The following is a 15,322-nucleotide window of genomic DNA, read 5'->3' as shown; positions in this document are numbered from 1 at the left end:
TCAGCGTTGTCGTAGGTCTCAGCGTTGTTGTAGGTCTCAGCGTTGTAGTAGGTCTCAGCGTTGTAGTAGGTCTCAGCGGCCGCGGAACATCCGGCTCGGGCGCATCCGCGACGACTCCGGCAGCCAACGGTCGACGACGCGGCGCAGACTGCACAGACCCGCGACGGCCAGCAGCGCGAACATCAGCCAGGAGATGACTACCATCGACGACCACACCTGCGGATACCGGAACAGCAGGTCGACGCCGATCGGGACGCACAGCATGTGGACGATCACCGTGGTCAGGAAGAAGTTGCGACTGTTGCGGCTGTGCCGGCTCGCCGCGGCCACCAGTAGCGGATACTCGATGGCCAGGAACACGATGATCATGACCAGCATGAACGGCGGAAAGAAGCCGGCGAGCGAGTTCACCTGATTCTCGGGGGCAGCGTTGACGCGGTCGGACGCGACGCCGTCCAGCAGCCGCTGGCGCAGCAGATCGGAGATCATCCCGAGATTGAGAAAGCCGTAGACCACGCAGATCAGCCCACAGACCGCGGCACCCCACCAGGCGACACGGGCATGGACGGCCAGCGCACGCGGCGGCGGGCCGGGCTGATCCTGCCGCGACGGGTACAGATTGGCGCGATCACGATCCTTCGACGTCCTGGCCAGCGCGGCGAGATCCTCGGCGTCGAGCTCCGCCTGACTGGGTACACGCTCGGGATCGGGTTCTGGAGCGCCGGAGGCGGGCACGTCACTCATAGGACGATTGTTCCACGCGGATCAACCCCGACCTCCCCCGTCTACCCGGCAATCTTCAACATCCGTCCCAGGCTCGCCTGCCACATCGCGCCGTCGCGAGAGATGGTGCCGGTCAGCTCGAGGGGCTCGTCGACGGGAGCGTCGCCGACCTTGCGGGTTGCCACCCGCCGTCCCGTCGCGAAGTCGGTGGCGATGAAGTACACCGGCCCGAGTTGCTGCGGACCAGGCCGGTACGGGCCGTACCCGAGTCCGTAGATGAGGCCGTCGGCACGTGAGAGCCGAGGAAGGGTCGCGATGCGATCGTTGTTCTCCCACACCCGATTACAGCCGTTCGGACCGACGTCGATGCGGGTGGCGCCTCCGATGAAGGGTGCGTCGGGCGGCACACTCGGGCCGGTCACGGCCATCGGCGGGTACTGATATCCGTAGGTGCTGGGGATGACCAGCGAGTTGCCCCACGCCATCGGCGAGTTCTCGGTCCCCTGCCCGGAGCGTCCGAATGCGGTTGTGCTGCACACCAATCCACCGGATGCGCTGTTGTAGACGAGGAGCCGGGGACGCTCGGCGTTGTCGACGATGGCCACCCACCCGTCACCACCCGGGCCGAAGTAGGTCGGCGTGGTACCCGATCCCCAGGTGAGTTGCCCTGGGCGCCGCGCCTTTCCGCGGTCGTACGCACGCCGCCAGATCACCCGCGGCGTGCCGTCGGCGGCCGCCGTCATCTCGTAGAGCGCATGGGTGGTGAGGATCGAGGCACCGCCGCGGCGGATGGACAGCCCGTTGCCGAGCTGCTCACCGCGCGGCAAGTGCATCGCGGCGACCCGGCCGGCCCGGTTCACGGTTCCGATGACGCCGTTGGTGGTGGCAAACCAGATGCGGCCGTCCGGATCCGGGGCGAGACCGGTGATCGCGTCGCCGGCCGGGATATGCGCGGACACGTCGATCCGGTTGTCCACGAAGACCGTCCAGCCACGACTGGTCCGTCGATGTGCCACGCGCAGAATCGCATTGGAGCCGTCGGCCACCACCACCCGATCCCGGTTGTCGAGGTAGCCGTAGACGCCGCCGAGCAGGCCGCCCTTGGTGAGTTCGAGGTGGGCGAGCGGGGCGGCGGTCCGCGGGTCGAAGAGGGTCACCGACGGCACCGCGAATCCCGGCGGATCGGTGCCGATGAACCTGGTGCACAGCGACACCGGCAGACCATCGGAGCCGATGAAGGTCGCCGCGCAGGCCCCGCCCGGCACCGACGACGCCACCACATGCCCACCACGGCCGGGGCCGGCGAACGGTGTCGAGTCGCTCGACCACAGATCCCCGTGCATCAGCGACGTACCGACGGGGCCCAGACCCGGTGCGGCGGGCACCGGATCGGCCGACGCCTGCGTCATCCCCGACGGCATTGCCACCGCCACGCTCGCGAGGAGCGCCAGCATGCCCCGCGCACCCATCCTTCTCACCTTCACCCGATCACCCAAGCACATTCGGGCTTGGTTCGACACCCATTGCGCCGCACCGGATCAGAACCGGGCAAGCAGGAACTGCAGTCCCGGCAGCAACGTCTCGAGCATCGGCACGACGTGGTTCACGATCGTCTTGGTGAGGATGGGTGGTGTCGGATTGGTGACAAAGCGGACGTCGGCGCCCTGGGCCCGCCAGTCCCGGGCGAGCTGCGCGACCTGACCGTAGGGGATCACGTCGTCGGCGAGCCCACCTTCGAGGAACACCGGAGCGTTGGGCTTGAGACGACCGATCCGCTGCTCGTCGACCACCCGCTGCACGTCCGGGTAGCGGGCGATCAGCGCCGACAGCGACTCCCCGGTGCGCGGCCAGTTCTGGGTCCGGCCGAAGGCGAAGCTCAGGATGATGTCACCGATGCATTGCTGCGAGATCTTCTGCAGCGCAGCCTTACCCGCCGGGTTGGTCTCCTTGCGCACGATGTCGGCCACCCGCGGATACCGCGCGGTCAGACCGTTGATCGCGAATCCGATCGCACCGGCGATCGTCGTCCCGTCGATGGCCGGGATCACCTTGATGAGATCGGCCGGCGGTGCACCCGCGTAGGTGCCGCGCACGTTGAGGTCCGGCGCGTAGGTCGACGCCAGTTCTGCCGCCGACGCGGCCGCTCCCCCGCCCTGCGAGTAGCCGGCGAACCCGACCGGCGCGTCGGCCGGAGCACCCGCCGAACGCAGTGCGGCACGCCCGCCGTCGAGCATCGCGTGGCCGGTCTCGGCCCGGTTGACGTAGGTGTGGATGCCGGGCGTGCCCATGCCGATGTAGTCGGTGACGAAGACCCGGACCCCATGTGCCAGAAGATAATACATCTCCGGCGCGGTGTAGTTGACGCCGACGCTGGGCTTACTGATGTCCACCGACATGGGCAGGGTCATCATCTTCGACGGCGCTCACTGATCGCCCTGGCCGATGGTCCCCGGGCCGACGACGACGGTCGGCCGTACACCGCGACCCCGCCACGGCACGGTCGGCTCGACGACGGTCCCGGTGACCGCCGCGGGCGTCCCGTCCTGGTAGCGCGAGGTGTACATGATCCGTTTGGCCGTACCCGGCCACTGGTTGGGCGCGCCCGGGATCTGCAGGAGCAGCCCGACCGGCTCACTGCGGATCACCGAACCGGGCTCGGTCGCGAATCGCGCCGGTGGTGTGTAGAAGTCGGTCGCCGCCTCGGCAGTCGGCGCGGCCGTCAGCCCGGCGCCCACCGCCGCGCCCACCAGTGCCGCGGCAGTCAACCGTCGTCGAAGACGTAGTGAGAAGAACCCCCGTGTTTGTCTCATGAACGGGTAAGCTACCACAGAGTAACTTGGACAGGTGATAGGGCTCATGTCCAGACTGGCTTCGGGTCCCGTCGTCGAATCTGTACGCTGACGCGGCGTCAGCCGCCCTATCCGCCTGCCAGTGCCCGGACGTACAGACTTCGACGACGAGGTCAGCTGAAGCGGACGTCCAGGGTCGCCATCCCGAAGATCTTGCGCCCGCCGGATTTGGCCACCAGCAGCACGACGCCGGTGCGGGTCTCGGGGTCCAGCGATTTGATCTTGCCGCTGAATTCGATCTCGCTGCCGGCATGGGGTACGACGGCGGGCGACGACAATCGCACGGAGTAGCGGGTGACCGCACCCGGGTCCCCGGTGAATTCGGAGACCACACCGGCACCGAGGCCCATCGTGAGCATGCCGTGCGCGATCACGTCGGGCAGACCCGCGAGTTTGGCGATCGGCTCGTCCCAGTGGATCGGGTTGCCGTCGCCAGACACCCCGGCGTAGTTGACCAGATCGCCGCGCGTGACTCGAATCTCGCTGCTCGGCAACGGATCTCCGACGCTCAGTGAGTCGAAGTCGCGCGACCGGGGCGTGCGGGCGGTCGGGTCCGCCAGGCGCTGAGCACCCTCGGGCCGAACCTGTTTCTGATACTCGATGACCGCATCGGCCGTGGGCACACTGACGTCGTGCACCATGATGGCGCGTCCGGCCTCGGTCATCGACGGGTCGACTTCGTCGGAGGTGACGCCGACAACGGTCGTGTGCATGGTGTGCACGGTCTCGCCCGCGGTGTCGGTGAACGTGTTGGTGATCGTGATCATGTCGCGTCCCGCGACGCGTCGTACCGCGGTCAGCTCGACATCGACGGTCAGTTCGTCGCCGGCGACGATCGGCCGGTGTTGCTCGAAGACCTGCTCGGTCTGCAGATAGGTCTCGTAACCCACCACGACGGTCTCGAGCAGCAACCGATTGGCCGCCATCGCCGGGATCGAGGTGAAGGTCAGCGGCGCAACGAGTCCCGAGTAGCCGAGTTCGGTGGCGACGCCGACGTCGCGGTGCGCACGATGGTGATCCTGCACGGCGCGTGCGTACTCGCGGACCTTCTCACGTCCGACGACGTAGGTGTCCTCGACCTGGTAGTAGTGGCCGACGCGATCGGCCAGCGGTGTGGTGTCGGGGGTTGTCATCTGTTGCTCGACGCCGTCAGCCGGCGATCAGTTCGGCGATCTGAATGGTGTTGAGCGCCGCACCCTTTCGCAGATTGTCACCGGAGACGAACAGGGCCAGACCCCGCCCGTCCGGCACGCCCGGGTCGTGGCGGATACGGCCGACGAGCGAGTTGTCCTTGCCCGCGGCGGCCAGCGGGGTGGGCACGTCGGCGAGCTCGACTCCCGCTGCGGCCGAAAGGATTTCCTGAGCCCGTGCCACCGACAGCGGATTGGCGAACTCGGCGTTGATCGACAGCGAGTGCCCGGTGAACACCGGCACCCGAACGCACGTGCCGCTCACCAGCAACTCCGGCAGATCCAGGATCTTGCGGGATTCGTTGCGCAGCTTCTGATCCTCGTCGGTCTCGCCCGACCCGTCGTCGACGAGCGATCCGGCGAGTGCGATGACGTTGAACGCGATCGGCGCCACGTACTTGTTCGGTGCCGGGAATTCGACCGAACTGCCGTCGTGGACCAGCTTTTCCGCGTCACCGGCGACGGCCCGCACCTGGGTGGCGAGTTCTTCCACACCGGCCAGACCGCTACCGGAGACCGCCTGATAGCTGGACACGATCAGTCGCTGCAGACCGGCCTCGTCGTGCAGCGGCTTGAGTACCGGCATCGCGGCCATCGTCGTGCAGTTGGGGTTGGCGATGATGCCCTTCGGCGGGTTCTGCGCGAGGTGACCGTTGACCTCCGAGACCACCAGCGGCACATCGGGATCCTTGCGCCATGCCGAGCTGTTGTCGATGACCGTCACGCCGGCTGCGGCAAACCGCGGGGCCTGCTCACGCGACATGGTCGCACCCGCGGAGAACAGCGCGATGTCCAGACCGGACGGGTCCGCGGTGGCGGCGTCCTCGACGACGATCTCGCCGTCACCCCACGGGAGCTTCTTGCCCGCCGATCGCGACGATGCGAAGAATCGAACCTCGTCGGCCGGGAAACCACGCTCCGCCAACAGGGTTCGCATGACACCACCGACCTGACCGGTGGCTCCGACGACTCCGATGCGCACGCCCATCACCGACCCGTTCCCGCGTAGACCACAGCTTCTTCTTCGCCACCGAGGTCGAAGGCGGCGTGCAGGGCACGGACCGCGTCGTCGAGTTCGGTGTCCCGGCACAGCACCGAGATCCGGATCTCGGAGGTCGAGATGAGCTCGATGTTGATTCCCGCGTCGCTCAGCGCCTCACAGAAGGTGGCGGTGACACCCGGGTGCGACTTCATGCCCGCGCCCACCAGCGACACCTTGCCGATGTGATCGTCGTAGAGCAGGTCGGTGAACCCGATCTCGTCGCGCAGCTTGTTCAGCTTGTCCATGCCGAGCGGACCGAGTTCGCGCGGCAGGGTGAAGGTGATGTCGGTCTTGCCGGTCTCCACCTTCGAGATGTTCTGCAGCACCATGTCGATGTTGATCTCGGCCTCGGCGACGGCGCGGAACACCTTGGCGGCGTAACCGGGCTGGTCGGGGAGTCCGACGACGGTGATCTTGGCCTCGCTGCGATCGTGTGCGACGCCGGTGAGAATGGCTTCTTCCACGGGAATGTCCTCCATCGATCCGGCCACCATGGTGCCGGGCTTGGTCGAGTACGACGAGCGCACGTGAACGGGAACGTTGTAGCGGCGGGCGTACTCGACGCAGCGCAGCATCAGGACCTTGGCCCCGCACGCGGCCAGTTCGAGCATCTCCTCGAAGGAGACGGTCTCCAGCCGCCGGGCGTCGGACACGATGCGCGGGTCGGCGGAGTACACGCCGTCGACGTCGGTGTAGATCTCACAGACGTCGGCCTTCAGTGCCGCGGCCAGCGCCACCGCCGTGGTGTCGGAACCGCCGCGGCCGAGGGTGGTGATGTCCTTGGTGTCCTGGGACACGCCCTGGAACCCGGCGACCAGCACAATCTTGCCGTCGTCGAGTGCACTGCGCACCCGGCCCGGGGTGACGTCGATGATCTTGGCCGAGCCGTGACTGCTGGTGGTGATGACACCGGCCTGCGAGCCCGTGAACGACTGCGCCTGCGCACCCAGCGAACTGATCGCCATCGCCACCAGCGCGTTGGAGATGCGCTCACCCGAGGTGAGCAGCATGTCCATCTCGCGGGCGGGCGGGGTGGGGTTGACCTGCTGGGCCAGATCGAGCAGTTCGTCGGTGGTGTCACCCATCGCCGACACCACCACGACGACGTCGTTGCCCTGCTTCTTGGTCTCGACGATGCGCTCGGCGACCCGGCGAATCCGCTCGGCCGTCGCGACCGAGGATCCGCCGTACTTCTGCACCACGAGTGCCACGTCGAGCTACCTCCCTGCCGGCAGTCGCCGGCCGATTCGCGTCTTGTTGCCGGGACAACCTTACCGGCGAACCCGCGCGCGGCAGCATTGCCGCCCGAGCGAGGCCGTCGGATCACCAACCGACGCAGGCTTTACGATCGCTCAGGTGGCCACCCGAACCGGTGTCGGCGAAGCCGACGACGCACGAGTCACCTCGTCGGCGCATCGTAGGGCGATGACGCACCGCGGCTGGCCGGTCCCCGCGCGCTTCTGGTGGCTCGAGGCCGTCGTCGTGTTCCTACTGGTCCGCGCCGTCGGGATCATCGCTCTTGCCCGGATCGCCGATCTCAACGGTCACAGCGTGGGCGGCCGGTTGTCGTTGTGGGACGGCCAGTGGATGCTCGCGATCGCCGAATACGGCTATGGCGGCGTGCCCACGACCCTCACCGACGCCAACGGCCTGCACACCGGCGACACGGCCTACGCCTTCTTTCCCGGCTACCCGCTCCTCGTCGGCCTGGTCGCGAAGCTACCGCTGGTCACACCGTTCGGTGCGGCGATCGGGGTCAACCTCATCCTCGGTTGCGTGGCCGCCGTCGGCGCCGCCCGACTCGGTGCCGTCTGCGCCCGGGAGATGGCCCCCACCTCGCCGGTCGGACCGGCGTCGCCCCGCGCCACCGGGCTGATCCTGGTGGTGTTGTTCGCGGCGACACCCATGTCGATCGTGCTGAACATGGCCTACACCGAGGCCTTGTTCTGCGCGCTGGTGGTGTGGGCGCTCGTCGGCGTGATGGAGCACCGGTGGCTGCTGGCCGGGTCCGTGACCCTTCTGGCCGGATTGTCGCGGCCCACGTCGGTGGTGCTCATCGGCGTGGTGATGCTGGCCGCGTTTCTCGCGCATCGTGACGGTCCGCGCGCCTGGGCGGCCATCGTGCTCAGTCCGCTCGGTTACCTCGGTTACCTCGGCGTGGTGTGGGCGCACACCGGCTCACCCACGGGATGGTTTCGCATTCAGAACGAGGGCTGGGGTACCCACATCGACTGGGGTGTGGCCGCGTTCAACTTCATCAACCAGACCCTCGTCGGGTCCGGTGAGGTGGCGGCCACCGGCACGGCCTGGGTGATGCTGGCCTCGGTGGCGATGATCGCAGTGGCCTGCTGGTCGCGACTGCCGTGGCCGGTGCTGGTCTACGGGTCCTTCGTCGTCGTCTCCATCCTGCTGTCCACCGGGCTCATCATCAGCCGTCCGCGTCTGCTGCTGCCCGCCTTCGTGCTGCTGATCCCGCTCGCAATGGGTCTGGCCCGCCTGCGCCGCGGGGTCGCGATCGCGATCCTGGTGCCGGTGGTCCTCGGCAGTGCCTGGTTCGGGGCGCACATGCTGACGGTGTTCCCGTTCGCGATCTGACCGTTCACCGGCCGACGACGTCGGCGAGCGCGGCGCCGCGCTCGCCACAAACTCCACGGGAGAGCGCCGGCATCCAAAATATCGACGTACCGCCGCTCTCCCGTGGGGTTTGTGTCAGCTTTTCTCGCTACCAGGCGCCGACACCTCGAACCCGGCGCACAAGTAGTCGATCCCCACGTCGAGCCGACGACGGGTGTCCAGTAGTCGCGCGGCATCGGGACAGTCGGCCAGGCGGGTCAGGTGCGGCAACGCGGAATCGGGTTGGCCACCGGTCAGTCGGGCCATACCGTCGGGCCGGTCGCTGGGCCGGTCCGGTCGCAGCAGGTCGTCGCTGACCGCGACCAGCGCGACCCCGTGCACGTAGCTCCACACCGTCAGCGCCATCTCGGTCGCCTCCACCATGTCGACACCGAGATCGAGGAAACCGGCGGCGAACCAGTCCAGGCAGCGCAGCGATTCCTCGCCGAAGCTGTGCCGCGGTGACGAATAGGCGAGCACCACCCACGGGTGCCGGCGATAGAGATCCCAGTCGATGTCAACGATGGTCCGGACCCGCTCGCGCCATCGGGTCGACTCGTCACCGACGGGATAGGGGAACCGGCGGCCGACCTCCTCGGCCATTTCCTGCAGCAGGGATTCCTTGTCCTCGACGTGCCGGTACAGCGACATCGCCCCGACGCCGAGCTGATCGGCGATGCGCCGCATGGACAACCCGCCGATGCCGTCCCGGTCGGCGACGACGATCGCCGCGTCCACGATGGTCTCCAGCGTCAGTCTGGTGCCGTCGGATCCGGTCACGCCCCTCCTGGTTTCCGACCGCCGGTGATACCCCTCACCAGCGGAATAAAACTATTGCGTACAGCGTACTCACCCACGTACCGTTTGCGCGTACGGCGTACGCAGGGCGTGCGGCCAGCTTTGTTTTCCCAGCCGATTCCACTTCTCCCAGCCGCTTCCACAAGGAGACCCCAGTCATGGCCACCCGACTCAACCCGTTGCATCAGCCCCAGGCACCCCTGGGCGCCGACCGACGTATGTGGTGGGGTCTGGCCGTCCTGACCCTGCCCGTCCTGCTGGTGTCCATGGACTTCTCGGTGCTCTACCTCGCCATCCCGGCAATCACCGACGCCATCGAACCGACCGTGGCCCAGCAGCTGTGGATTCTCGACATCTACGGCTTCCTCATCGCCGGCCTGCTCATCACGATGGGCAACGTGGGTGACCGCATCGGCCGGCGGCGCATCCTGCTCGCCGGCGCAGCCCTGTTCGGCGTCGCCTCGGTCATCGCGGCCTTCGCTCCCAACGCGGCCGTGCTCATCGCCGCCCGAGCGCTGATGGGTGTCGGCGGTGCCACGCTGATGCCGTCGAGCCTGTCGCTGATCGCCAACATGATCCCGGACGTCCGCGACCGCGGCCGCGCCATCGGCGTGTGGACCGCCGCGTTCGCCGGCGGCAGTGCCATCGGACCGGTGGTGGGAGGCTTTCTGCTGCACCACTTCTGGTGGGGTGTGGTCTTCCTGATCAACGTTCCGGTGCTCGCCGTGCTGTTCGTGCTCGGCCCGCGACTCATCCCGGAGTATCGCGCGCGCACCTCCGACCCGTTCGACTTCGCCGGCGTCGGCCTGTCGATGCTGGGCATCCTGCCCGCGATCTACGCCGTCAAGAGCCTCGCCGCCGATGGCGTCAGCCCCAAGGCCATCCTCATCGGGGTGTTCGGATTGCTGATGCTGGCCGTCTTCGTGATCCATCAGCGCACGGTCCGCGCCCCGCTGCTCGACGTGGGGTTGTTCGCCAATCCGCGGTTCAGCGCGATCGTCTCGGTGGCGCTGGTCGGCATGATGGCGCTCGGCGGGATGTCGTATCTGACCGGCGTGTACCTGCAGTCGGTCCTCGGCCACGACGTACTGGCCGCCGCGCTCGCCGGATTACCGATGGCGGTGGCCGTCGCGGTCTTCTCGATCGGTGCCACCCGGATCGCCACGGCCATCGGCAGCCGCGCCGCCTTCGTCGGATCGGTCGCCTTTGCCGCGATCGGCAACCTGGGCCTGCTGTGGCTGAGCACGTCGAGCCCGATCTGGATCTATCTGGTGTTCACCTCGATCGCCGGTATCGGCTACGGCATCCAGTTCAGCCTGGTGTCCGACGTCGTGGTCGGCTCGGTCCCGGTGGAGCGCTCCGGTGCCGCATCGGGCATCTCGGAAACCAGCTTCGAACTCGGAACCGCACTCGGCCTGGCGCTACTCGGGTCGCTGGCCACCCTGGTTTTCCGGGCCGGCAGCGGCGGTTGGGACTTCGGCGAGACGCTCGGCGAGACGTTGCATCGGGCACTCGAGATGGGCGACGGCGGAACGGCTTTGGCCGACGCCGCGCGGCAGGCCTACGTCGACGGGATGCATGCGGCCTCGCTGGCGGCCGTCATCGCGCTGACCATCCTCGGTGTGGTGCTGATGATCGTGCTGCGGCCGGAACGCAAGCCTGCCCGCTGACCCGACCGGGCGTTCATCGCGCGCCCGACATCGTTGACCGTGGCTACGGTGGCAGGTGTGCACGAATTCATCGAGAGCCGCTGGAGTCCGCGCGGGTACGACGACACCGCCACCATCTCGTCGTCGGAGATCACCGAGATCCTCGACGCCGGACGATGGGCACCCACCTGGGGTCGCATCCAGCCGGTCCGGTTCATCGTCGGACTGCGCGGCGACGACACCTTCGCGCGCCTGACCACCGTCCTCACCCGCGGCAACGCGGGCTGGGCGCCGCGCTCGTCGGCGCTCATCCTGGTGAGCACCACCAACGACCCCGCCGACGCCAAAGCGCACACCTACGGCGCCGTCGATCTCGGCCTCGCGGTCGGGCAGATGCTGGTGCAGGCCCGCGCACTCGGCCTGCACGGGCACCCCATGGCCGGCTTCGACGCCGCCGCGGCGGTCGAGGCCTTCGGCATCCCCGACGACAAGCGACCGCTGGTGTTGCTGGCCGTCGGCCGTCTCGCCGAAGAAGCGAGCCTGCCCGACGACATCCGCGAACGTGACACCCGGGAGCGGACGCGGCTACCGCTCACCGAGGTGGCCTTCGCCGGACGGTGGGGCGAGCCCTACCCCGGGTGACTCAAACCGGGTAACTCAAGCCGGGTGACTCACGCCCGATGACCCGCGCTCACCACTGCGCGCACGTGTCGACGGCCCGGGTCACCGCGCCCGCGTCCGAGCCCCACTGCGACTGCATGGCCGAGCGTTGGTCCGGCGTCGAGGTCGCGAAGCCCTCGAAGCGGGCGAGGGTGGCCGGATTGTTCGAGATCCGGGTCCACACATCCGGATTCTCTTCATGGAAGGCGTGTTCGGCGTCCATCAGGTCGCAGCCGGTGCCCGGGACGGTGGCGGTTTCGGGGGTGTCGGCAAAGGCGGCCGGCCCGGCCACACCGATCGACAATGCCGCCGCACCGGCCAGCACGAGGACGCTCCGACGAACGAATGAGGTGGTCACGTCAATCACCTCAGAACTGACCGCAGGTCTGCTTTGCCCGCATCACCGCGGCCCGGTCCCTGGCCATCTCAGAGCGCGAGATATGTTGGTGCCGAAGGAACTTCATCATCTCCGAGCGCACCGGATGATGCTGCGCCCACTTCTGGTGCATCGCCTTGCGCTGCTGCGGGGTCAGCGTCAGCATGTGCTCGAAGCGCCGCTTGAGCTTGGGGTTGGATTCGATCCTGTGCCACAGCGCCGGATCCTCATGCGCGAGTGCCCGGTCCACCTGGGCGACGGTGCAGTGCGTACCCGGCACCAGTGCCGGGCGTGCCGGATGCGTTGGTGCCGCGTTGGCCGCGCCGCCGACGGCAATGGCCGACGCCAGACCCGCACCCACCACGGTGTAACCGATCCGATTCCGCAGAAGTCTCATGTCCATCGGAGAGCCTTTCGTCAGCGCCGGCCCCACTGGTCGGCACAGCGTGAACCTATGACCGTTCCGTGAGGGCCAGCTGAGAGACGACTAGGAATTTCACCCGCATTTTCGCAGGTCAGAGCACTAGTTGCGGCTTTTGCCTCCTTCGCCCGATCCACGTCCGACGGCCGGCATTTGATCATCGGGGTCCGGCGGGAGTAGCCTGGCGGCCATGCAGCGCGCGCTCCTTCTCGGTTGCCGCGGCGGGGTCTGAATCGACCGGCCCTCCGTCGCGGGGCCTTTCATGCGCCGGTCACTTTCCTTCCCGACCAGGAGACTGACCCCCAATGCCAGCAGCAGACACCTTCACTTCCGGCGCCAGCCGAATCGTCGAACCCTCCGGCCCCATCCCGGCCGGACAGCCCGCCTGGAACACCCAGCGCGGTTCCGCGATGCCGATCCACCGCTACCGGCAGTTCGCCGACGAGGTCGAGACGATCTCGATTCCCGACCGCACCTGGCCAGACAAGGTCATCACCAAGGCCCCGATGTGGGGCGCGGTGGACCTGCGCGATGGCAACCAGGCACTGATCGACCCGATGAGCCCGGCGCGCAAGCGTCGCATGTTCGATCTGCTGGTCCGCATGGGCTACAAGGAGATCGAGGTCGGGTTTCCGTCGGCCAGCCAGACCGACTACGACTTCGTCCGCGAGATCATCGAGGACGGCGCCATTCCCGACGACGTCACCATCCAGGTGCTGACCCAGTGCCGTGACGAGCTGATCGAGCGCACCTTCGACGCCTGCCGTGGCGCCAACAAGGTGATCGTGCACTTCTACAACTCGACTTCGGTGCTGCAGCGCCGGGTGGTGTTCCGCGCCGACAAGGACGCGATCACCAAGATCGCCACCGACGCCGCCCACAAGGTACTCGTCGAGCAGGCCAAGTACCCCGACACGCAATGGCGCTACGAGTACTCGCCGGAGTCCTACACCGGCACCGAACTGAGCTACGCCAAGCACGTCTGCGACGCGGTCACCGAGATCATCGCCCCCACCCCGGACAACCCGATGATCATCAACCTGCCGGCGACCGTCGAGATGGCCACCCCCAACGTCTACGCCGACTCCATCGAGTGGATGCACCGCAATCTGGAACGACGCGACTCGATCATCCTGAGCCTGCACCCGCACAACGATCGCGGAACTGCCGTTGCCGCAGCCGAACTCGGCTATCAGGCCGGCGCCGACCGCATCGAGGGCTGTCTGTTCGGCAACGGTGAGCGCACCGGCAACGTGTGCCTGGTGACCCTGGGCATGAATCTGTTCAGCCGGGGCGTGGACCCGCAGATCTCCTTCTCCGACATCGACGAGATCCGTCGCACGGTGGAGTACTGCAACCAGCTGAACGTCCCCGAACGTCACCCGTACGGCGGCGACCTGGTCTACACCGCGTTCTCCGGCAGCCATCAGGACGCCATCAACAAGGGCCTCGATCAGATGAAGTACGACGCCGACGCCTCCGATCGCGACGTCGACGACATCCTGTGGCAGGTCCCGTATCTGCCGATCGACCCCAAGGACGTCGGCCGCAACTACGAGGCCGTCATCCGCGTCAACAGCCAGTCCGGCAAGGGCGGCGTCGCCTACATCATGAAGGCCGACCACGGCATGAATCTGCCGCGGCGCCTGCAGATCGAGTTCAGTCGCGAGATCCAGAAGATCACCGACGGCGAGGGCGGCGAGGTCAATCCCAAGGAGATGTGGGATGTGTTCGCGGAGAACTACCTTGCGCCGATCTGGCCGCTGGAGCGGATGCGCCAGAAGGTCGACGCGGCCGAGGTCGACGGTGGCGAGGATCGCATCACCGCCATCGTGAAGGTCGAGGGCAACGAGCGTGAGATCGCCGGTTCCGGCAACGGTCCGCTCGCCGCTTTCGTCGATGCCCTGTCCACTGTCGGCTACGACGTTCGGGTCCTCGACTACAGCGAGCACGCGCTCACCTCCGGCGGGGACGCCAGCGCCGCCGCCTATGTGGAGGCCGAGGTCAACGGCGAGACCGTCTGGGGCGTGGGAGTCGCGTCGTCGATCACCACCGCCAGCCTGCGCGCCGTGGTGTCGGCGGTGAACCGCGCCTACCGCGTCAGCGCACCGGAACCGGTGGATGCCGACGCCGCCGCGCCGCGCACCTGGGCCCCCTGACCACGTAACCGGTTACCCCACAGCACTTTTCATCCCCCACATACCCACGGTGGGCAGGTGATCCCTGCGCCATCGTGTCGGGTTGGGCCGGACACGCACCCCGACGGGCGATCCCCGTCTGCCGTGTCCGGCCCATCACCTTTCGTGGTCGTCGAATCAGTTCACGCGGAAGTCTGCCCGGCCGGCTTTTGGCTCCGCGCGACCGCGAGGATCCCGTTCACTCGTGAATCTGCCCCGTCGGGCACACCGCCGCACTAGTGTCCCGTGTAGGAAATTCGTTGACGATTCCGACGCCCAGGCGGCGCCTCGCTGCGTTGGCGTCGTCGCAGGTACATCCAGTAGCTGCGTCCTCCGCCGCCTTGCGATGCATCCACCTGGATCGCCGGACTCGCGCAAACGAATTTCCAACACGGGACACTAGCGTGAGCCGGGGTCCCCGTTGGGGATCGAGCCAATCGAGTCATCAGGAGTATGTATGTCCGCAGTCATCGTCGTCGCCACCATCTCGCCCAAGCCCGGCGAGGAGGACAAGGTCCGCGAGGCCGTGCTGGCCGCGATCCCGAAGGTGCATGGCGAACCGGGCTGCGGCAAGTACGCGTTTCACGAGGCCACCGGTGACTCCACTGACCTGGTGATGATCGAACGCTGGGAATCTATGGATGCGCTCGCCACCCACGGTGGCGCACCCGCGCTCACCGAACTCGGCGCGGCGATCGGCGGACTACTCGCCGGCCCCCTCGACGTCAAGACCTTCACTGCCGTCCCCGCCGGAGATGCCGACAAGGGCGTCATCTGACCACGCGGGTTTCCTTTTTCTCGTCCGCGGTGTTGTCTGGACACGC

General features: G+C 67.5%; 13 protein-coding genes and 1 pseudogene. 5 read left to right on the top strand and 9 right to left on the bottom strand.

The window, feature by feature from the left end; genetic code table 11:
- Positions 1–72 precede the first annotated feature (72 nt).
- The 6 genes and pseudogenes from GBRO_RS02295 to GBRO_RS02270 form a co-directional block, all read right to left on the bottom strand.
- Positions 73–744 carry a hypothetical protein gene (locus GBRO_RS02295; RefSeq protein WP_012832389.1) on the bottom strand — a complete coding sequence of 224 codons (672 nt, stop codon included), beginning with the start codon at positions 742–744 and terminating at the stop codon, positions 73–75.
- A 41-nt stretch (positions 745–785) separates the two neighbouring features.
- On the bottom strand, positions 786–2,192 hold the full coding sequence (locus GBRO_RS02290) for a hypothetical protein (protein ID WP_012832388.1): 1,407 nt from the start codon (positions 2,190–2,192) through the stop codon (positions 786–788).
- A 69-nt stretch (positions 2,193–2,261) separates the two neighbouring features.
- Positions 2,262–3,533: pseudogene (locus GBRO_RS02285) on the bottom strand (lipase family protein).
- A 152-nt stretch (positions 3,534–3,685) separates the two neighbouring features.
- The gene (locus GBRO_RS02280; RefSeq protein ID WP_012832386.1) at positions 3,686–4,705 is read right to left on the bottom strand and encodes a fused (3R)-hydroxyacyl-ACP dehydratase subunits HadA/HadB; all 1,020 of its coding nucleotides are present in this window, start codon (positions 4,703–4,705) and stop codon (positions 3,686–3,688) included.
- A 16-nt stretch (positions 4,706–4,721) separates the two neighbouring features.
- A complete protein-coding gene (locus tag GBRO_RS02275; RefSeq protein WP_012832385.1) occupies positions 4,722–5,750 on the bottom strand; it encodes an aspartate-semialdehyde dehydrogenase in 1,029 nt (342 codons plus the stop codon).
- Complete coding sequence (locus GBRO_RS02270; RefSeq protein ID WP_012832384.1) at positions 5,750–7,015, bottom strand: aspartate kinase; 1,266 nt, start codon at positions 7,013–7,015, stop codon at positions 5,750–5,752. Before GBRO_RS02270 ends, GBRO_RS02275 begins: the two co-directional genes overlap by 1 nt.
- A 145-nt stretch (positions 7,016–7,160) precedes the next feature.
- Here GBRO_RS02270 and GBRO_RS02265 point away from each other — a divergent pair, with 145 nt between their 5' ends.
- A complete protein-coding gene (locus GBRO_RS02265; protein ID WP_083775509.1) occupies positions 7,161–8,399 on the top strand; it encodes a hypothetical protein in 1,239 nt (412 codons plus the stop codon).
- Positions 8,400–8,513: 114 nt separating this feature from the next.
- Here GBRO_RS02265 and GBRO_RS02260 read toward each other — a convergent pair whose 3' ends face one another.
- A complete protein-coding gene (locus tag GBRO_RS02260; RefSeq protein ID WP_012832382.1) occupies positions 8,514–9,197 on the bottom strand; it encodes a TetR/AcrR family transcriptional regulator in 684 nt (227 codons plus the stop codon).
- A gap of 176 nt (positions 9,198–9,373) precedes the next feature.
- Between GBRO_RS02260 and GBRO_RS02255 the strand changes: the two genes are divergently transcribed.
- Both GBRO_RS02255 and GBRO_RS02250 read left to right on the top strand, forming a co-directional pair.
- The gene (locus GBRO_RS02255) at positions 9,374–10,885 is read left to right on the top strand and encodes an MFS transporter (protein ID WP_012832381.1); all 1,512 of its coding nucleotides are present in this window, start codon (positions 9,374–9,376) and stop codon (positions 10,883–10,885) included.
- Positions 10,886–10,942: 57 nt separating this feature from the next.
- On the top strand, positions 10,943–11,506 hold the full coding sequence (locus tag GBRO_RS02250; RefSeq protein WP_041920152.1) for a nitroreductase family protein: 564 nt from the start codon (positions 10,943–10,945) through the stop codon (positions 11,504–11,506).
- 49 nt (positions 11,507–11,555) lie between these two features.
- Here the strand turns inward: GBRO_RS02250 and GBRO_RS02245 are convergent, their stop codons facing one another.
- Together GBRO_RS02245 and GBRO_RS02240 are read right to left on the bottom strand one after the other, a co-directional pair.
- Entirely contained in the window at positions 11,556–11,882 is a 327-nt protein-coding gene (locus GBRO_RS02245) for a hypothetical protein (protein WP_012832379.1), read from the bottom strand.
- A gap of 10 nt (positions 11,883–11,892) precedes the next feature.
- The gene (locus GBRO_RS02240) at positions 11,893–12,297 is read right to left on the bottom strand and encodes a hemophore-related protein (protein WP_227892840.1); all 405 of its coding nucleotides are present in this window, start codon (positions 12,295–12,297) and stop codon (positions 11,893–11,895) included.
- A 329-nt stretch (positions 12,298–12,626) separates the two neighbouring features.
- Here GBRO_RS02240 and leuA point away from each other — a divergent pair, with 329 nt between their 5' ends.
- Together leuA and GBRO_RS02230 are read left to right on the top strand one after the other, a co-directional pair.
- Entirely contained in the window at positions 12,627–14,480 is a 1,854-nt protein-coding gene (gene leuA, locus GBRO_RS02235) for a 2-isopropylmalate synthase (protein WP_012832377.1), read from the top strand.
- 475 nt (positions 14,481–14,955) lie between these two features.
- Positions 14,956–15,276: a putative quinol monooxygenase gene (locus tag GBRO_RS02230; RefSeq protein WP_012832376.1), complete on the top strand. Its 321-nt coding sequence runs from the start codon at positions 14,956–14,958 to the stop codon at positions 15,274–15,276.
- The last annotated feature ends 46 nt before the right edge of the window (positions 15,277–15,322 follow it).

Origin of the sequence: Gordonia bronchialis DSM 43247 (assembly GCF_000024785.1) — a bacterium.
In the GTDB taxonomy this organism is placed as follows: Bacteria; Actinomycetota; Actinomycetes; order Mycobacteriales; family Mycobacteriaceae; genus Gordonia; species Gordonia bronchialis.
This window is presented reverse-complemented; position numbering and strand designations above follow the sequence as displayed.